Source organism: Burkholderia sp. MSHR3999 (assembly GCF_000833595.1).
Lineage (GTDB): Bacteria > Pseudomonadota > Gammaproteobacteria > Burkholderiales > Burkholderiaceae > Burkholderia > Burkholderia ubonensis.
On sequence record NZ_JRFO01000005.1, the window covers coordinates 724,375 to 743,428 of the forward strand.

Annotated in this window: 16 protein-coding genes; all 16 read right to left on the reverse strand. The window is 67.5% G+C overall.

Translation table 11 applies throughout. The annotated features are described in order from the left end of the window. Positions 1–4: 4 nt before the first annotated feature. Positions 5–1,366, reverse strand: a complete 1,362-nt coding sequence (locus KY49_RS16770) for a metallopeptidase TldD-related protein (RefSeq protein ID WP_042585711.1) — start codon at positions 1,364–1,366, stop codon at positions 5–7. Continuing rightward, complete coding sequence (locus tag KY49_RS16775; protein ID WP_042585712.1) at positions 1,366–2,799, reverse strand: TldD/PmbA family protein; 1,434 nt, start codon at positions 2,797–2,799, stop codon at positions 1,366–1,368. Before KY49_RS16775 ends, KY49_RS16770 begins: the two co-directional genes overlap by 1 nt. Then, a complete protein-coding gene (locus tag KY49_RS16780; protein WP_042585882.1) occupies positions 2,792–4,426 on the reverse strand; it encodes an ABC transporter ATP-binding protein in 1,635 nt (544 codons plus the stop codon). Before KY49_RS16780 ends, KY49_RS16775 begins: the two co-directional genes overlap by 8 nt. Next, positions 4,426–5,532, reverse strand: a complete 1,107-nt coding sequence (locus tag KY49_RS16785) for an ABC transporter permease (protein ID WP_042585713.1) — start codon at positions 5,530–5,532, stop codon at positions 4,426–4,428. Before KY49_RS16785 ends, KY49_RS16780 begins: the two co-directional genes overlap by 1 nt. After that, entirely contained in the window at positions 5,486–6,538 is a 1,053-nt protein-coding gene (locus KY49_RS16790) for a microcin C ABC transporter permease YejB (protein WP_042585714.1), read from the reverse strand. Before KY49_RS16790 ends, KY49_RS16785 begins: the two co-directional genes overlap by 47 nt. A 14-nt stretch (positions 6,539–6,552) precedes the next feature. Then, entirely contained in the window at positions 6,553–8,376 is a 1,824-nt protein-coding gene (locus KY49_RS16795) for an extracellular solute-binding protein (protein WP_059641881.1), read from the reverse strand. A 141-nt stretch (positions 8,377–8,517) separates the two neighbouring features. Beyond that, positions 8,518–11,268 (reverse strand): TonB-dependent receptor, encoded by a 2,751-nt coding sequence (locus tag KY49_RS16800; RefSeq protein WP_042585716.1) that lies wholly within the window; start codon positions 11,266–11,268, stop codon positions 8,518–8,520. A 219-nt stretch (positions 11,269–11,487) separates the two neighbouring features. Then, positions 11,488–12,063 carry a helix-turn-helix domain-containing protein gene (locus tag KY49_RS16805; RefSeq protein WP_042585717.1) on the reverse strand — a complete coding sequence of 192 codons (576 nt, stop codon included), beginning with the start codon at positions 12,061–12,063 and terminating at the stop codon, positions 11,488–11,490. Between the two features lie 252 nt (positions 12,064–12,315). Then, entirely contained in the window at positions 12,316–12,744 is a 429-nt protein-coding gene (locus tag KY49_RS16810) for an ExbD/TolR family protein (RefSeq protein ID WP_042585718.1), read from the reverse strand. A 9-nt stretch (positions 12,745–12,753) separates the two neighbouring features. Continuing rightward, positions 12,754–13,176 carry an ExbD/TolR family protein gene (locus KY49_RS16815; protein WP_042585719.1) on the reverse strand — a complete coding sequence of 141 codons (423 nt, stop codon included), beginning with the start codon at positions 13,174–13,176 and terminating at the stop codon, positions 12,754–12,756. Positions 13,177–13,193: 17 nt separating this feature from the next. Next, positions 13,194–14,099: a MotA/TolQ/ExbB proton channel family protein gene (locus KY49_RS16820; RefSeq protein WP_042585720.1), complete on the reverse strand. Its 906-nt coding sequence runs from the start codon at positions 14,097–14,099 to the stop codon at positions 13,194–13,196. A 75-nt stretch (positions 14,100–14,174) separates the two neighbouring features. Further along, positions 14,175–14,876: an energy transducer TonB gene (locus tag KY49_RS16825; protein WP_042585883.1), complete on the reverse strand. Its 702-nt coding sequence runs from the start codon at positions 14,874–14,876 to the stop codon at positions 14,175–14,177. A 622-nt stretch (positions 14,877–15,498) separates the two neighbouring features. Next, complete coding sequence (locus KY49_RS16830) at positions 15,499–16,071, reverse strand: GNAT family N-acetyltransferase (RefSeq protein WP_052495739.1); 573 nt, start codon at positions 16,069–16,071, stop codon at positions 15,499–15,501. A 291-nt stretch (positions 16,072–16,362) separates the two neighbouring features. Continuing rightward, positions 16,363–16,689 carry a hypothetical protein gene (locus KY49_RS16835; RefSeq protein ID WP_042585721.1) on the reverse strand — a complete coding sequence of 109 codons (327 nt, stop codon included), beginning with the start codon at positions 16,687–16,689 and terminating at the stop codon, positions 16,363–16,365. 474 nt (positions 16,690–17,163) lie between these two features. After that, positions 17,164–17,490, reverse strand: a complete 327-nt coding sequence (locus tag KY49_RS16840; protein WP_010096224.1) for an H-NS histone family protein — start codon at positions 17,488–17,490, stop codon at positions 17,164–17,166. Positions 17,491–17,857: 367 nt separating this feature from the next. Beyond that, positions 17,858–19,051 (reverse strand): acetyl-CoA C-acetyltransferase, encoded by a 1,194-nt coding sequence (locus KY49_RS16845; RefSeq protein WP_042585722.1) that lies wholly within the window; start codon positions 19,049–19,051, stop codon positions 17,858–17,860. Between the last annotated feature and the right edge of the window lie 3 nt (positions 19,052–19,054).

Consider the following 19,054-nt stretch of genomic DNA (forward strand, 5'->3'; position numbering starts at 1 on the left):
TCCCTCACAGCGTCAATTCAAACGCGCGCACGAGCGCGCCCGGCACCTGCGCGCCGCCCGTCGCGCGCTCGCCCCAGCCGGCATCGTTCAACTGCAGCGCAGGCGTCGCGCCGAGCTGCTCCAGCTCGGCGCCGAACAGCCGATAGAAGCTGTCGTCGAAACGCATCGCGTCGACCGGCGCGACGATCTTGCCGCCCTCGACCCAGAACGTCGCGAAACGCGTCATCCCGGTCATCCGGCAATTCATCCGGTCCGAGAAATTCAGGTACCAGAGATTGCCGACGTACAGCCCGGTATCGAGCGCCGCGAGCACGTCGTCGTCCGCGAGCGTGCCGCCCGCGATCGACAGCGATTGCGGCATCTCGCCGGCGTCCGCGCCATTCGGCGTCAACCCGTACTCGCGGGCGCTGCGCGCGCCGACGAGCCGCGCAGCGCTGCGCCCCGCGACGACGAGCGGCACGCTCTCGCGGCGATATCCGTCCGCATTGAACGCGGGCACGAGGTCGAGCGCCAGGTCCTCGGCGATCGACACGCGCGGATCGAGCGCGACGTCGCCCGCGTGCAGCTTGTGCAGCGCGCTGCGCGCGCTCCGGTCCGCGCGCGCCGAAAAGCCGTCCGAGCCGATCAGGCTGGTCATCTCGTAGATCGCCGCCGGCGCGAAATACGCGCGATAGCGGCCGGGCGCGAGCGCCTTCGGCGCACGGCCGAGCACCGGCAGCCGCGCGGCAGCCGCTTCGACCTTGCGCGCGAACACCGCGTCGTCCCAGGCGTCGCCGACATAGGCCGTCTTGATCGCGCGGCCGCCCGGCTCGTACAGCGACCAGTTGAAATCGAAGCTCTCGACTTCGTGCCAGCCGCGGCTGTCCGTCGACGACGCGAAGCCGCGCGCCAGCGAGCCGCCCGAATAAAAACCGACGAAGTCGAGCCCGCGCGCGCATTCGGCGACGATCCGCGCGAGTGAATCCGCGTGCGGCAGACGGCCGGTGCGGCGCGTGTCCTGCATCCACGCCGACGTGTCGTACAGCAGGTGCGGATCGTCGGTCGCGTCGCGCAGCCCGTCGCGCAGCGCGCGAAGCGTCGCCGCGAGGTCCGGCAGGTCGGCGGCCGTGTCGCCGGCCAGCGTCGACGTCGCGCTCGCCTGCCGCGCGCCGTCGATCAGCCGCACCGACAGCTTGCCCTGCACCACGCGCCCGGTCTGGCGAATCCGGCCTTCGTTGAAGCGGACGAAATCGGTCGTCTCGCCGGCGAACCACAGCAGCACCGTCTCGCCGGGCGCCTTGAGCCGCCCGGCTTCGTCGGCGAGCCGCGCGAAGTGCGTGCGCCAGTCGAGCGCCGCGGCGGCCGTCGTCATATCGAATCCCGTCATCACGCGCCCCCGAAAACGTCGACGTCGGCGAACACACACGCGGGCGACGCGTGGCCGACCCGGATCACCTGCATCGGTTCGCCCTTGCCGCAGTACGGCGTGCCGTAGACGCCGAAGGTGCTCGCGTCGCCGACCGCGCGCAGGCTGCGCCAGAAGCTCGCGGAAATGCCGCGGTAGTTCGGCTGCTTGACGACCTGCGTCAGCTTGCCGTCTTCGATCAGTTGTCCGAACTCGCAGCCGAACTGGAACTTGTTGCGGCGATCGTCGATCGACCATGACGTGTTGGTGCGCATCAGGATGCCGTGCTCGATGCCTGCGATCAGCGCGTCGAGCGGCTGGTCGCCGGGCTCGACGTTGAGGTTCGCCATCCGGTCGATCGGCGCGCGGTTCCAGTTCGACGCGCGCGCGTTCGCGACGCCGGCCAGGCCCGCGCGCTGCTGCGACAGCGCACCGCCGAGCGGCCGCTCGAGCACGCCGTTGCGGATCAGGTACTGCTTGCGCGCGGCGCTGCCGTCGTCGTCGAACGCATACGACGCGGCCTCGGAGGGCAGGCCCGGATCGAACGTGACGTTCAGCAGCGGCGAGCCGTACTGGTAGGCGCCGAACATCCCGGGCGTCACGAAGCTCCAGCCCGCGAAGTTGCGCTCGTCGCCGAGAATGCGGTCGAGCTCGAGCGGATGGCCGATCGATTCGTGGATCTGCAGCATCATCTGATCCGGCATCAGCAGCAGGTCGCGCCGCCCCGACGGGCAATTCGGCGCGGCGAGCAGTTGCAGCGCCTCGTCGGCGACCCGCGCGCCCGCGCCGTCGAAGCCGTAGCGCGCAAGCACGTCGAGGCCGCCCTGCGCGAGCGTGCCCGACCGGCCGAGCGAGCGCATCTGCGTGTCGCCGTTCGCGTGCGCGACGACGCTCAGCTCCGGCATCAGGTAGCGGAAGCGCTGGTCGATCCGCACGCCGTCGCTCGTCACGTAAAGCTGGTCCGTGTGCATGACCGACACGGTCGCCGTGCGCTCGACGATCCGCGCGTCGACGCGCGCCGCCGCGCATTCGTGCGCGAGGCGCTCGATCCACTCGGCGCGCGACGGCAGCGGCGCGTCGAGGCCCGGCGACGCATAGGCGCCGCTCTCGTGCGGACGCACGGCCTGCCGGTGATCGATCAGCGACCACGCGGCGCTCGCCTTCGCGCGCGCGGTGGCCACGTCGAGCGCCGCCTGGAGTCCGGCCGGCGACAGGTTCGCGGTCGCCGCATAGCCCGCGCCGGCGCCCGCCCACGCGACCAGCATCGCGCCACGGTCGCGCACCCGTGAAAACGGCAGCGCGACGTCGTTGCGCACCTGGTGGTCGTCGGTCGTCTCGTCGACGACGCGCAGCGACCAGAAATCGGCGTCGCTGCGCAATCCGCGGGCGGCGTGCGCCCAGCTTTCGTCAATCATGTGCCCTCTCGTAGGGTTCCCGCATCGGCGTCAGCATCGACGACGCCATCAGCGCGCGGGTATACGGATGGGACGGCGCATGCAGCACCTGCAGCGTCTCGCCTTCCTCGACCACGCGCCCCGCCTGCATCACGATCACCCGATGCGCCATCGCGCGCATCACGGCGAGATCGTGCGTGATGAACAGGTAGCTGAGCCGGTAGCGCGCCTGCAGGTTCGTCAGCAGCGTCAGCACCTGTTTCTGGATCGACACGTCGAGCGCGCTGGTCGGCTCGTCGAGCACGAGCAGCTCAGGCTCCACGGCCAGCGCGCGCGCGATCGCGATCCGCTGCCGCTGCCCGCCGGAGAACTCGTGCGGGTAGCGCGGCAGCGCGTCGGCCGGCAGCCCGACTTCGTCCAGCAACGACGCGATCCGTGCGCGGCGCGCGGCGCGCGCCAGCTCAGGCCGATGCAGCGCGAGCCCTTCGCCGACGATCTGCTCGATCGTCATGCGCGGCGACAGCGAGCCGAACGGATCCTGGAACACCACCTGCATCCGCCCGTACAGCGCGCGCCGCCCCGCGTTCGCGCGCAGCGCCGCGAGCGGCAGCCCGTCGATCTCGATCGCGCCGGCCGCCGGCTGCTGCAGGCCGAGCACGGCGGACGCGAGCGTCGACTTGCCCGATCCCGATTCGCCGACGATACCGACGGTCTCGCCGCGACGCAAGCGCAGCCGCACGTCGTGCACCGCGCGAAACGCGCTCTGGCCGAACACCGCGCGCCAGCCCCTGGCGGCGGTCCGGTAGTCGACCGCGAGCGCGCGCACGTCGAGGATCGTCCGCGCGTCGGCCGCGACCGGCTCGATCGCGCGGCGCGGCGCGCTGTCGAGCAGGCGGCGCGTATACGGATGCTGCGGCGCGTCGAACAGCGCGCCGGTCTCGTTCGTCTCGACGAGCACGCCGCGCTCCATCACGGCGACGCGCTGCGCGAAGCGGCGCACGAGGTTCAGGTCGTGCGTGATCAGCAGCACGGCCATGCCGCGCGCGGCCGCCTCCTGCGCCTGCAGTTCGAGCAGCAGGTCGACGATCTGCTGGCGCACGGTCACGTCGAGCGCGGTGGTCGGCTCGTCGGCGAGCAGCAGGCGCGGCCGGCACGCGAGCGCCATCGCGATCATCGCGCGCTGCCGCTGGCCGCCCGACAACTGGTGCGGATAGCTGTCGATACGGCGCTCCGGCTCCGGAATGCCGGTGCGGCGCAGCAGCTCGATGCCGCGCGCGCGCGCCGCGCCGGGCCGCAGCCCTTCGTGCAGCCGCAGGCTCTCCGCGATCTGCCGGCCGATCGTATACAGCGGATTGAGCGCGGTCATCGGCTCCTGGAACACCATCGCGATGTCCGCGCCGCGAATCCCGCGCATCTGCGGCTCGGTCTTCGTCAGCAGGTCCTCGCCGTCGAACAGCATGCGTCCCGACAATCGCGCCTGCCGCACGAGGCGCAGGATCGACAGCGCGGTCACGCTCTTGCCCGAGCCCGATTCGCCGACGAGCGCCACGCGCTCGCCGCGCGCGACCGACAGGCTCAGCTCGCGCACGACGGTCCGGTCGCCGAACTGCGCGGTAAAACGGTCGATTTCCAGCAACGGCTTCGTCATCATCGGCCTCCACCGAATGCGGACCCGCGCGTGCGCGCGTCGAGCGCGTTGCGCAGCGCGTCGCCCATGAAGGTCAGCAACAGCAGCGTGACGACCAGCGCGGCGAACGCCGACACCGAAATCCACCACGCATCGAGATTGTTCTTGCCCTGCTTCAGCAGCTCGCCGAGGCTCGGCGTCGGCGGCTGCACGCCGAGCCCGAGGAAGTCGAGGCTCGTCAGCGACAGGATCGCCGCGCTCATCCGGAACGGCAGGAACGTGATGACCGGCGTCAGGCTGTTCGGCAGCACGTGCCGCCACATGATCTGGCGGTTCGTCAGTCCCATCGTGCGCGCGGCCTTCACGTAGTCGAGCCCGCGGTTGCGCAGGAACTCGGCGCGCACGTAGTCGGACAGCATGAGCCAGCCGAACATCGACAGCAGCACGAACAGCAGCCACAGCGACGGCTCGAAGATCGACGCGAAGATGATCAGCAGGTACAGGTCCGGCATCGCGCTCCAGATCTCGATCAGCCGCTGCCCGATCAGGTCGGTGCGGCCGCCGTAGAAGCCCTGCAGCGCGCCCGTGAGCACGCCGATCAGCGTGCCCGACGCGGTCAGCGCGAGCGCCATCAGCACCGACAGCCGGAAGCCGTACAGCAGCCGCGCGAGCACGTCGCGGCCGAACTGGTCGGTGCCGAGCCAGTTGCTCGCCGACGGCGGCGCCGGGTACGGCCGGGACGCGAAGTAGTCGATCGTGTCGTAGCGAAAGCGGTTCGGCGGATAGATCGACAGGTTGCCGCGCGCGTCGAGCTTCTCGCGAATATAAGGATCGAGATAGTTCGTCTTCGCCGGGAAATCGCCGCCGAACTGCGTTTCCGGATAGTCCTTCAGGATCGGAAAGTAATAGTGCCCGTCGTAGCGCAGCACGAGCGGCCGGTCGTTCGACAGCACGTCGGCGCCCAGGCTGAGCGCGAACAGCGCGACGAAGATCACGAAGCTCCAGTAGCCGAGCGGCTGCGCGCGGAAGCGCCGCCACGTGCGCCGCCACGGCGATGCGGATTGGCCGGCGCGCGCCTGCTCAGCGGTCCAGGCGGTTGAATTGGATGCGGGGGTCGACGAGGACATAGCAGACGTCAGCGATGAGTTTGGTCAGCAGACCGATGAGCGTGAACAGGAACAGCGAGCCGAGCACGACCGGATAGTCGCGGCGGATCACCGAGTCGTACGAGAGCTGGCCCATGCCGTCGAGCGAGAACAGCGTCTCGATCAGCAGGTTGCCGTTCAGGAACGCGCCGACGAACGCGGCGGGCAGCCCGGTCACGAGCGGAATCGCCGCGTTGCGCAGCACGTGCTTCCATAGCACGTCGCGCTCGGGCGCGCCCTTCGCGCGGGCGGTCAGCACGTACTGCCGGCCGATTTCGTCGAGGAACGTGTTCTTCGTCAGGATCGTGACGATCGCGAAATTGCCGATCACCGCGGCCGTGACAGGCAGCACGATGTGCCACAGGTAGTCGAGCGCCTGGCCGGCCAGCGTCAGCTCGTCGAAGTCGTCGGACGTGAGGCCGCGCATCGGGAACAGCTGCCAGAACGTGCCGCCGCCGAACAGCATCAGCAGCAGCACGCCGAGCACGAAGCCGGGAATCGCGTAGCCGGCCAGCACGAGCACGCTCGTCGCCGTATCGAAGCGCGAGCCGTTGCGCACCGCCTTCGCGATGCCGAGCGGCACGGAGATCAGGTAGGTGAGGAACACCGTCCACAGGCCGAGCGTGATCGACACCGGCAGCTTCGAGCGGATCACGTCCCACACGCGTGCGTGCACGAAGTACGACTGGCCGAGGTCGAAGCGCGCGTAGGCCTTCAGCATCATCCCGTAGCGCTCGAGCGGCGGCTTGTCGAAACCGAACTGCCTGCGGATCTGCTCGATCTGCTGCGGGTCGATCCCCTGGCTGCCGTGATAGCCGCCCCCGCCGCCGCCCGCTTCGCCGCCATGCGCGCTGCCGTGGCGCAATTGGGTCAGCACCTGCTCGACCGGGCCGCCCGGCACGAACTGCGTGACGACGAACGTGATCGTCACGACGCCGATCAGCGTCGGGACCATCAGCAGCAGCCGTCTGAGTATGTAGGCAAGCATCGTCGCGCCCTCCGTCAGGTGCCGGCAACCGGCGCGGCGCCCGCAGGCCGCTTCCGGTACCAGTAGTCGATGATCCAGTCCTCGTATTGGTAGGAGCCTGGAATCACGGCCGGATGCCCGAAGGTGGTCTTGTAGGCGATCCGCGCATTCGGCAGGTAGTACTGCGGCACGAGGAGGCAAAGGTTGATCAGCACGCGGTCGAGCGCACGCGTCGCCGTCTCGAGGTCTTCCAGCGTGTCGGCGGCGAGCGCCGCGCGGATCAGCGCGTCGACCGCCTTCGAGCGCACGCCCGGATAGTTCTCCGAACCGACCTCGGACGCCGCCGCGCTGCCGAAGCGGCGCGCGAGCTCCGCGCCCGGGATCGTCACCGGCGGGTAGATGAAGGTCGTCATGTCGTACTGGAAGTTGTCCATGCGTCGCTGGTACAGCGCGCTGTCGAGCTCGTGCAGCGACGCGCGGATGCCGAGCGTGCCGAGCGCCTGGATGTACGGCAGGATCAGCCGGTCCATCCCCGGCTGGTCGTCGATGATCTCGATCGTCATCGGCGTGCCGTTCGCGTCGCGCAGCGCGCCGTCCCGGTAGCGCCAGCCGGCCTGCGCGAGCAGGTCGCGCGCCGCCTTCAGGTTGTCGCGCAGCGAGCCGGGCGGCAGCGTCGACGGCTGCCGGACCATCGGGCCGAACACCTCGGGCGGCAGCTCGGCGCGATGCGGCGCGAGCAGCGCGAGCTCCTTCTCGCTCGGCATGCCTCGCGCGCCGAACGGGCTCGCCTCCCAGAAGCTGTTCGTGCGGCGGTACTGCCCGTAGAACATCATCCGGTTCATCCAGTCGTAGTCGAACGCGAGCGCCAGCGCACGGCGCACGCGCACGTCGCTGAACTGCGGCTTGCGCAGGTTGATCAGGAAGCCCTGCATCTGCGCGGGGCCGTCGGGGAAGGTCGCGCGCGTCAGCAAGCCGCTGCGGAAGTTCTTGCCGACGTACCGGCGCGCCCATTGCGTCGCGCTGTATTCGGCACGCGCGTCGATGTCGCCCGCCTTGAACGCCTCGAGCATCGTGTACTGGTCGAGATACAGCTTGAACGACACGCGCGCGAAGCGGTACATGCCGCGCCGCGACGGCAGGTGCGCCGCCCAGTAGCGCGGGTTGCGCGCGTAGACGATCTGCTTGTCGTTCCTGCGCTGCTCGATCAGGTACGGGCCGCTCGCGATCGGCGGCACGGTCGCGATCTGGTCGAACGGCGGCCGCGTGCCGTCGGGCCGCATCCCCCACTTCGGCGAGAACACCGGCAGGTCGCCCGCGATCAGCGGCGCCGCGCGCTCGGCGCGGTTGAAGTCGAAGCGGACCGTCTGCCGGTCGACGACCACCGCGCGCCGGATCACCGCGAACTGCGCGTTGAAGAGCGGCGACGCCTGCGGGCTCGACAGCGTGTCGAACGAGTACTTGACGTCCGCCGCCGTGATCGGGTCGCCGTTCGAGAAACGCGCGGCCGGATCGACATGGAACGTCGCCGACATGCCGTCCGACGCGACCTGCACGTCGTCGGCGATCAACGCGTACTCGGACGCCAGCTCGTCCCAGCTGCGCTGCATCAGCGTATCGAACATCAGATGCTGGATGTCCGGAGCGGCCGAGCCGCGCACGAGGAACGGATTCAGCGAGTCGTAGCTCTGCGCCTGGTCGTAGTTCTGGAAACTGAGCGTGCCGTCGTCCGGCGCGTCCGGGTCCGCATAGTCGAAATGCGTGAACCCGGCGGGATACTTCGGCTGGCCGAACTGCGCGATCGCCGGCGCCGCCGCCGCGCCCGCCGTCGCGACACCGTAAGCGAGCACGGCCGCGCTCATCGCACGGGCAACGCGCGTCGCGAGCGAGCGCGCATGCAACATCAACACTGTCATCGTCGATTTTCGTGTGGCCGCATCGGCGCGCGGCCGATGCGAGGTCGATTCGAAATGCCGGCGCGCAAGCGTGCCGGCCTCACGCGGTCAGAACCGGTACGTCGCGCCGGCCTGCGCGAAGCGGCCGACGTACGTGTACAGCGACGTGTCGTAGCCGGTCTGGTAGGCCGCGTTCATGTACACCGGATCGAACGGCGGCTTGCGGTTGAAGATGTTGTTGATGCCCGCATACAGCGTCCAGTGCTTGAACCCCGTGTAGCTGACGTTCAGGTTGAACTGGCTGTACGACGCGACGCTGTCCTGCTGGCCCGGATAGTTCCCCGCCGGCAGGATCGCCTGGCTGTACGGGCCCACGTAGATCCACGTCAGCGTCGTGTTCCACTTCCGGTAGTTCCAGTTCAGGTCGGTGTTGCCCTTCCAGCGCGGGAAGCTGCCGCCGAACGGCTGGTTCACCGAGCCGTTGTTGCCCGCGAAGTCCGTCTCGACGCCGCCCACCGGCATCTTGAAGTGCCACACGTACGCCCAGTCGCCCGACAGCGTGAACGTGCCGACCGCCGTCTTCACCGACTGGCGGAACGTCGTCTCGAAGCCGTCCGTGTCGAGGTGCGACAGGTTCTTGTACGGCAGCAGCACGTACGCGATCGAGCCGTTCGGGTTGCGGACCACGCGCGACGGATCGTTCGCGTCGACCACCGCCTGCACGTCGTCGGTGCCGATCACGTTGTCGACGTGGATCTTGTACCAGTCGAAGCCGATGTCGGTCGTGCGCGTCGGCGACAGCTGGAAGCCGATGTTGTAGTTCTTCGTGCGCTCGGGCTGCAGGTTCTGGTTGCCCGCCTGGATCTCCTCGGTCAGGTTGTACGCGCCCGGGTTGTTCGGATCGTGCGAATCGATCACGCCTTGCGTGCCGAAGGTGCGGGACGACGTGTTCTCGATCAGCGTCGGCGCACGGAAGCCGCGCGTGTACGACGCATACGTCGTGAACTCGCGCACCGGCTGGAAGCGCAGCGCGAAGCGCGGCGAGAACGCGCCGCCGAAATCGCTGTAGTGATCGTAGCGGCCCGACTGGCTGAAGGTGAGGTTTTTCAGGATCGGCACGTCGATCTGGTAGTAGATCGCCGCGACGTTGCGCTGGCCGTTCACCGATTGCATCGCCGGCGCGATGAACGTGCCGTCCGCCCAGCCGAGGCCGGTGCCGATGTACTGGGACTCGTGCCGGAACTGCGCGCCGAGGCCGAGGCCGACGTTGCCGGTCGGCAGCGTGAACAGGTTTGGCGTCGCGAGCGTCGCGTCGACCGTGTCGAGCTTCGTGATCGCCTGCGTTTCCGCGTTGCCGTACAGGCCGTTCAGGCCGTTGGGCGTGGCGGACGGGTTCGCGAAGTCGAATCCGCCGTTCTGGATGAGGTTCTCCAGCACGGACGCGCGAATCCGGTTCGAGAAGTTGTTCGACACCACGCTCTGCGAGTGCGAGTACGCGACCGACCAGTCCCAGTCGCCGGCCTTCGGCGTCTCGAACGTGCCTTTCACGCCCGTCGCCGCGCGCCAGAAGTTCGCGCTGGTGCGCACCGACTGCGTTTGCCCGAACGCATAGCGCAACTGGGTCGGCACGCCGAACGGGTTGTACGGATTGCTGCCCGGCACGACGTTCGACACCAGCTTGACGCCGCCCGTCGCCGGATCGAACGTCTGCGTGCTGGAGCCCAGGCGGCCGACGCCGGAGTTCGTGACCGTCGTATTGTTGCTTTCCCACAGATCGGCGAATGCCTGCATCGCCTCGCTGATCTTGAAGTCCGCGTGCACCTTCGCGCTCAGGCGCTCGGTCCACGGCGAGATCGACGACGCGTAGGCGGTGTTGTTGCCGCACACGGTGCCGCTCGAGCCGAACGCCTGCGCGGTCGAACCGGACGGAAGCTGCCGGCCGCCGTTCGGGCAGGGGCCGAGCGGAATGTTGGTGCCGTTGCGCCGCCAGTACGACAGCGATTCGTTGTTCAGGCCGCCGGGAAAGTTCGAGAAATCCTGGTTCTGCGTCATGTCCCGGTCGGACGCCAGAATCCCGTTCGACTTGTAGTAGCTGAGTGCCGCCGTGACGTTGAAGCGGTCGGCATTCAGGTCGCCGATGCCGCCCAGGATGCTGAACTGGGTCGTGCCCGCGCCGCCGCCGTCCTGCGTCGCGCCGCCGTAGCTGCCGCCCAGCTCGAGGCCCTGGAAGTTCTTCTTCGTGATGATGTTCACGACGCCCGCGATCGCGTCGGAACCATACTGCGACACGGCGCCCGTCTTGACGATCTCGATCCGGTCGATGATGTTGATCGGCAGCGTGTTCAGGTCGAAGAACTGGTCGGTGCCGTTCACCGCGAACGCGTACGGCGCGACGCGCTGCCCGTCCACCAGCACCAGCGTGTATTTCTCGCTCAGCCCGCGTAACGCGATGCCCGCGCCGCCGGGCGCGAAGCTGCCCTGCGCGCCCGAGCCCTCGCCCCAGCTGCTCGACGAGTTGGCCGATACGCCGCGCAGGAAATCCGACACGGTCGTGTAGCCGCTCTGCTCGATGTCCTTGGCCGTGACGGTCTGGACCTGGTTGAAGCCGACCTTGTCCGCGCTGCGGATCAGCGAGCCCGTGACCTCGAAGCGCTTGATCTGCGCGACCTTGTTCTTGCCCTGCGTCGCGGCCTCCGCGCCGGTGGACGCGGGCGCGTCGTTCGCAACCGCCTCCGCGACCGTCGCCCCTCCGGGCGACGGCTGGCTCTGCGCGAACGCCGGCGCCGCCAGCGTGGCCGTCAGCGCCACTTCCGCCCAGATCATTCTCTTGATAGCCAACGCCAAAGCTCTCTGCTTCATCTTCCCCACTCGCTCATCAATAAGAATCCGCCGGTTTTGCAGCGGGATCTCGTCCATCCCCGCCCGATGCCGGGCGTCTGCATACCGGTCCCCGTCATTGCCGACCTGCCACTTGCGCTCCTTCGAACCCGTCCTTCCGTGTTTCTGATCGAATGATCCGAATCATTCAGTCATCCTTATGTGATCGCCCGGTCGGACGCACGATGCCCTTCTTGTCGATCAGCCCTGTCTTGGCGCACCGACCCAGACGATCACCGCTTCCTCGTCGGCGGCGTTGCTCCATGCATGAGCCACCGTCGATTCGTAATGCGCGGTCTCGCCCGCCTTCAGCACGATGGTGCGGCCGTCCAGCGTCAACTCGATCTCGCCGTTCATCACGTAGAGAAATTCCTCCCCCGCGTACGACGCGGCTTCCCGCGCCGCCTGGCCAGCCGGTATCCGGAACAGCGTCGCATCCAGCTTCGTCCCGTTCGCCAGATGGGAGACCTGAGCCAACGCGTGCGCGATCGCCTCGGCGCCGGGCTGCGGCAGTGCTTCGCACCGGCACGCCGGCGGCGCGTCGCCCGGCGCGCCGACGAAGTGGTCGATCGTCACGCCCAGCGCCCTCGCGATCCCGACGAGCGACGCGATCGACGGCATCGCGCGCCCGCGTTCGATCTGTGACAGGAACGGCTTGGAAATGCCGGCCGCCGCGGCGGTCACGTCCAGCGTCAGCTTGAGCTGCCGCCGCAGCATGCGAATCCGGTTTCCCATCGAGGTGGCGACAAGCATCGATTCATCGGAAGGCGAAGCCATAGTGAGACACGAACCCTTAGTCGAAACTGTTTGATGAATGCGCGCCCGGCCCACACGATCGCAGCACGCCTGCAGCGCGGCTGCGTACCGGCAGGAGCCGTGGTCACGCGACCTGGATTCGATGTTACGGTTTTCCCGCTATTCACATCGCCTCGCGTCAATTTGCACTGCAAACCAATGCGGATATCTCGCCTTTTCCCGATTCCCGCCGTTACCGCTGCCGTTGCCGGATCACCGGCACGCCCGCCCGCTTCACGGCATGTACTGCTCGTTGCCGATGAGGCCGATCCTGGTTGCGCCGACGCGCTGCGCGCTGGCCAGCACGCCGGCCACGGCCTTGTACGGCGCGAGCCGGTCCGGCCGCAGACGGATCTCGGCCTGCACGGGCTGCGCGGCCACTTGCGCGAGCTTCTGCTCGAGCGCCGCGCGATCCGGCACCCGCGCGCCGTTCCAGTTCGTCGCGCCGTCAGCGCCGATGTCGATCTGCACGGCCTCCGGCGGCTTCGCCGGCGGCGGCGGATTGCCGACCGGCAGGTCCATCCTGACCGAGTGCATCTGGATCGGAATGGTGATGATCAGCATGATCAGCAACACCAGCATCACGTCGATCAGCGGCGTGGTGTTGATGTCGACCAACACGTCCGGCTCGCCGCCGCTACCCGAAGATACGTTCATGCCCATCGTCGACTCCTACCCGCCGCGCGCCGGCGGCTCGGTGATGAATGAAACCTTGGCGATGCCCGAGCGCTCGCACGCGGTGATCACGCGGCCGATGAACTCGTAGCGCGTGTTCTCGTCGCCGCGCACGTGCACGTCGGGCTGCGGCGACATCTGCGAGATGCCCTTCAGCTTCGCGAGCAGCGTCGCGCCGTCCACGTGCGTTTCGCCCCAGAAGAATTGCCCGTCGCGATTTACCGCGATCTCGACGCTTTTCGGCGTCGTCTGCAGCGGCTGCACCGTTTCCTTCGGCAGCGTCAGCGGAATCGTGTGCGTCACGACCGGGATCGTGATCAGGAAGATGATCAGCAGCACCAGCATCACGTCGACGAGCGGCGTCGTGTTGATGTTGGCGATCACCTCGTCGCTGTCGTCCTGCCCGACGTTCATGGCCATCGCGCACCCCGCCCGCGTCAGTGGACGAGCGACGCGGCCCGCGCGCCCGCGGCGGCCCGCACCGGACGCTTGCTGCCCGCGAGCAGCACCGTGTGGAGCTGCGCGCCGAAGTTGCGCACGCGCTCCATCACCGACTTGTTGCGGCGAACCAGGAAGTTGTAGCCGAGCACCGCGGGCACGGCGACCGCCAGCCCGATCGCGGTCATGATCAGCGCCTCGCCGACCGGGCCCGCGACCTTGTCGATCGACGCCTGCCCCGCGATGCCGATCGCCGTCAGCGCGTGGTAGATGCCCCACACGGTGCCGAACAGGCCGACGAACGGCGCGGTGGAGCCGACCGTCGCGAGAAATGCGAGGCCGTCCTGCAGACGGTTCGACACGTTGGTGATCGCGCGCTCGACCGACACGTCGATCCACGTGTTGCGGTCGACCGCCTCGAGCAGCGCCTCGTCGTGATGCTCGCCGGCCTCGATCGCGGTCTCGGCGATGAAGCGGAACGGCGATGCGTCGTCCAGCAGCTTCGCGCCGTCCGACAGCGTCGGGGCCGACCAGAGCTGCTCGTCCGCGAGCTTCGCCCGCCGGTTCGCGCGGAATTGCTCGAGGAACTTGGCGATCATGATGTACCAGCTCCCCATCGACATGACCACGAGCAGGCTCAGCACGAACCGCGCGACGAAATCGCCGTTCTTCCACAGCGCGCCGAGACCGTACGGATTCTCGACGGCTTTCGTCGCCGCCGGCGCGGGCGGCAGCAAAGGCGCGTCCGCGGCGGCCTGCGGCGCGGACGTCGTCGTGGCCGATGCCAACGCGGCGGCCGGCCCGCTCGCCTGCGCGAACGCCGCCTGCGGCGCCACGACCGCATCGACCGCGGCTGCGGAAATCAACATGCAGGCCGCCAGCGCGGCCAGTGAACGCTTTTCCATACCTGCTCCGATTCTTTCGTTAAACTTACTAATTTACCTGCCAGCTCATGCCGTTCCGGCGCCGCTCGTCCCTGCTCAGTTCAGGTTGAACGAGAACGGAACCTGCACGCGCACCGACTGCCCCTGCGCCACGCACTTGAATCGCTTCACCGTGTTGTATGCCGCGCGGTCCAGGATCGGGTCCGCCGATTGCGCGACACGCTCGTTGGTGATGTTGCCGTCGGCATCGACGACGAATTCGATCGTGACGTCGCCGGTGATGTTGTTTTCCTGTGCTTCCTTCGGATACTGCATCGATGCGCGCATTTGATCGGAATTCGGGCAGACGACGCCGACCTCGTGGCTCACCGGCTTCGCGACGGGCGCGGGCGGCGCGACGACGGGCGCCTGCACGGCCGGCGCGGACGGCACGGGTGCGGCCTGGTGGGTGATCGTCGCCTGCGGCGGCGCCTGCACCGGCACTTCCGGGGGCGGGACGAACGGCGGCGGCGGCAGCGCCACTTTCGGCGGCGGCAGCTTGACCACCGGCATTGGCGGGGGCGGCGGCGGCTTCACCGGTTCGATGATGCGGGTTTCGATCGGATGCTGGACGACCTGGACGACCTTGGTCGCGAGGCCGTTCAGGAGCGCATAGACCAGCACGACGTGCAGCAGCAGCACGATCGCGATGCCGCCGAACCGGCGCACCGGGTTTTGCGGCTTCCCGCCGAATTGCCGCGGCCGCCCGAGCTGAGCCAGCCCGCTGTTGGACGCGAGCACGCCTTCGTCGACTTTGATACCCACCTTCAATCCCCCAACGCGAAATTCGCCGGTCTTTTCGGACACCGGCCCGGATTACGACGCGCTTGAATTCAATTTCCCTTAATCCTGAATTGCTTATTTATGAATATGCAGTTCACGTCGTCCGCCGCTCGCGCACGGACAAAGCGGCTCTTACGTCGAGCCCAATTCGATTCAGGGAAATGTAGCGAATATTCGTCCGCTCGAACGGCGGCCGGCAGCGTGCGGCCAAGCCGCAATCAGGCGAGCCGCCCCGAGAAATAACCCCGAGCTGATTGAATATTCATAAACAAACCGTCGCTTCGTGATTGAGGAAGATATCAAGGAAAAAAAATGAGCGTCAAACTTTTTTTGATGAAACACTCAAAGTTTGATCACATCAAACTTAACAGATTAATTACGGAAAATACCGGACGTTTGATTGAATCAAACACCTTTTATATCCAGGATTCTGAATAATCGATAAAAGTTTGATCACATCAAACTTTTATCCGGATATGACCACTTGAAACCGCCTCTCGCGAAGCCGAAATGGCCTTCATGTCATTTCGTCATGCGATCATTAAGCATCCGAAATGAATGGGCGATCACCGCGGCAACGCGCCGCCGACGCATGCCGTCAAACCGGCGCCGGATTGATCAGCGCGGTCAGAACGTGATCGGCCCACGCGCCGTTGATGCGCAGATACGCGCGCGCATAGCCTTCCCGCTCGAATCCGAGCCGTTCGAGAAGCCGCGCACTGCGCCGATTTTCGGGACGATGATTGGCCATCACGCGATGCAGCGCGAGCTCGTCGAACACGTAGCGAATCGCGGTCTCGAGGCATTCGTGCATCAATCCCCGCCCTTCGCGATCGCGTGCGATCGAAAACCCGAGATAGCACGCGCGAAACGGCTCCGGAACGATCTGCGTGAAATTGCAATCGCCGATCAATCGATCGTCATCCTTATCGAACATCAGAAGGTGCACGGCGCGGCCGGCGGCGATGTTTTCCTCCATCGACTGCAGCCGCATCTCGATCGCATGCCGGGTGTAAAACGAATCGGGCCGCGACGGCTCCCACGGCATCAGATGCGCCCGGTTTTCGACGTAGTACGCGAGCAAATCCGGCGCGTACGCCCGATTGGCCGGGCGGAGCAGCAGGCGGTCGGTGACGAGTGGGTTCGGCAAGATCAGGGGCGCGAATTTCATCGACGGATTGGGCAGGAACGGAAGTCGCAGGCGGAAAGATAGCGCAGTCTGCCTTCGTCGGCATGAGCGCCCGCGCGACCGATCGGACGAACAGGAGAAAGCGTTGCAGATCCTTGCGACGGCCCGGATCGCGGACAAAAAAATGCCCGCGGTACGCGGGCGAGCTTCGCTCTGAGAAACCTCAAAAACAAACTGGACGACTGATCGTACTCCTCGAAAATCCCGCGTTCGACACAGGTAAACCCCCTCGCGGTTTACCCGCTCGGCGACACGCGATACCGGGCAAATCGCTCAGTGCAATTGCTGCTTCAGCTCCGAGAGCTCCGAATGCATCGTGCTCACCGCGTTCATGACGCCGGCATCGATACCGCCGGCCTGCATGCAGGCGCGCTCGGCGCGATCACCGATCCGTTCGAGATCGTCGATCCATTGGCGGATGCGATCGTCGTCGCCGGACGCCGCGATCTTCTTCGCCGACTTGCATTCCTTGTCCAGTTCGTCCACCCAGTTCAGCAAGTCCCTGGGCGCTGTCTTGTCCGAGTGGCAGGTCCGTGATGCCTCGCTGATTGTCTGCTGCAGGTGGCTGAAGCGCTGTTGCATCTCGCTGGCTTGCAACATGATGACCTCCTACATGAATGTCGGCGCCCGGCGAATCCGGGCAGCCGATCACGCCGTATCTCCGTTCCACCGCTATCTACAGGCGGCGAGCCGGGGGTCGAAGCAATGCAGGTTGGTTGTGCCGGAACGGCCACCGGCCCACGAGGAGCGGGCTTCTAGTGTAGGTCATCGGCGACGACCCATTCGTCGGCGCACGCGTGGAGCAGCCGCGCGCCGCCGCTCGAGCGGCAGGCTCGCGGTCGAATGAATGAACGGATCGGACCCCGAGCGCGGGCTCGAACGGCCCCGGCCCGGTCGTCGCGCGGCGCAACGCGGCGTACTCGGCGCACGCGTCGCCGTTCGATTCAGGGGACGCAGGCATGCCACTTCGCTGACTCGCTACCGTCATCGTCGGAAACGTCAGCGGGAAGCGACCGCGCCGGCCGAGCGGCCGGGATCAGGCGGGCCGTATCGGCAGCGCCCGACCGGATTCCATCAATCCTCGCCCGGCCACCATGGCTTGGCCTCGGGTCGGATCAGATAGTCGTCCGGATTCTTGCCGGCCAGCCATTTCGGGCGGGCGCCGCGCCCCGTCCAGGAATTACCCGACGACGGATCGTAGTACTTGGCGGGATGCTTCTTCGGCCGGTCCTTCACGAAGCCGGCCGCACGGAGGAGTTCCACCTCCGTGATGCCGTATTCCTTGACCTGTTCCCGGATCCTGGCCAATGCTTCCGCCTTCTCTTTCGCCCGGGCTTCTTCGACGAGCAGGTTGAGGTGGCCGAGCTGCTGCTGCAGCGTCTGAATTTTGCTGGATGTCACGTGGCGTTTTCTTCGTCGATGCGGTGCCCGGCATCGACCGGGGCACGCGGGGATTCCCTTCACTCGTTCACAGTCTGCCTGACCGTTGCCGAATGAGGCGGTATCGGGGTTTTGACCGCCCGGCTTTCTGCGCAAGTCGATCATGCCGCTCGCGAGCCGTTCAGAGTCCGTAACGTCAAGCACACTGAATGAAACAAGTCGCGATTGTAGCAGTCCGCGCGGGCATCGCCGCTTTCGATCGACGTTCGCGGCAATCGACGGATAATCGGGGCCGCAAATGAACCGGGGCGGGCCCTTGCAGCCCGCCCCGGCCCTGCCCTTCGCTCGATGCCGCCACGAATCCGGACGCGGGATCCGCGTCGCCGAATCAGGACAGGCGCTCGATCGCGATCGCCGTCGCCTCGCCGCCGCCGATGCAGAGCGACGCCACGCCGCGCCGCAGCCCATGCGTCTCGAGCGCCGCGAGCAGCGTGACCATCACGCGCGCGCCGGACGCGCCGATCGGGTGGCCGAGCGCGCACGCGCCGCCGTGCACGTTGACTTTGTCGTGCGGCAGGTCGAGATCGCGCATCGCGGCCATCGCGACCACCGCGAACGCTTCGTTGATCTCGAACAGATCGACGTCCCGCAGCGCCCAGCCGGTCTTCTCCGACAGCTTGCGCAGCGCGCCGACCGGCGCCGTCGGGAACAGCGCGGGCTTGTCGGCATAAGTCGAATGGCCGACGATCACCGCCTTCGGCGTCAGGCCGCGCTTCTGCGCTTCCGACCGGCGCATCAGCACCAGCGCCGCGGCGCCGTCCGAGATCGACGACGAATTCGCGGCCGTCACCGTGCCGCCTTCGCGGAACGCCGGCTTGAGCGTCGGGATCTTGTCGAGCTTCGCCTTGCCCGGCTGCTCGTCGATGCTCACCACCGTGTCGGTCTTGCCCGCGCGCACCTGCACCGGCGCGACTTCGGCCGCGAACCGGCCGCTCGCGATCGCCTGCTGCGCGCGCGTGAGCGACGCGATCGCGAACGCGTCCTGCGCGTCGCGCGTGAAGCCGTAGGCCGCCGCGCAATCCTCGGCGAACGTGCCCATCAGGCGGCCCTTGTCATACGCGTCCTCGAGGCCGTCGAGGAACATGTGGTCGAGCACCTGCCCGTGTCCCATCCGGTAGCCGCCGCGCGCCTTCGGCAGCAGGTACGGCGCGTTGCTCATGCTCTCCATGCCGCCCGCCACCAGCACGTCCGCCGAGCCCGCGACGAGCAGGTCGTGCGCGAACATCGCGGCCTTCATGCCGGACCCGCACATCTTGTTGACCGTGGTCGCGCCCGCCGCCAGCGGCAGCCCCGCCTTCAGCGCCGCCTGCCGGGCCGGCGCCTGACCCTGCCCCGCGGGCAGCACGCAGCCGAAGACGATCTCGTCCACCTGGTCGGCCGGCACGCCGGCGCGTTCGAGCGCCGCGCGAATCGCCACCGCGCCCAGCTCGCTCGCCGTCGCGGCGGCCAGGTCGCCCTGGAAACCGCCCATCGGGGTGCGGGCCGCACCGACGATGACAATCGGATCGTGTTGTGTCGTCATGAT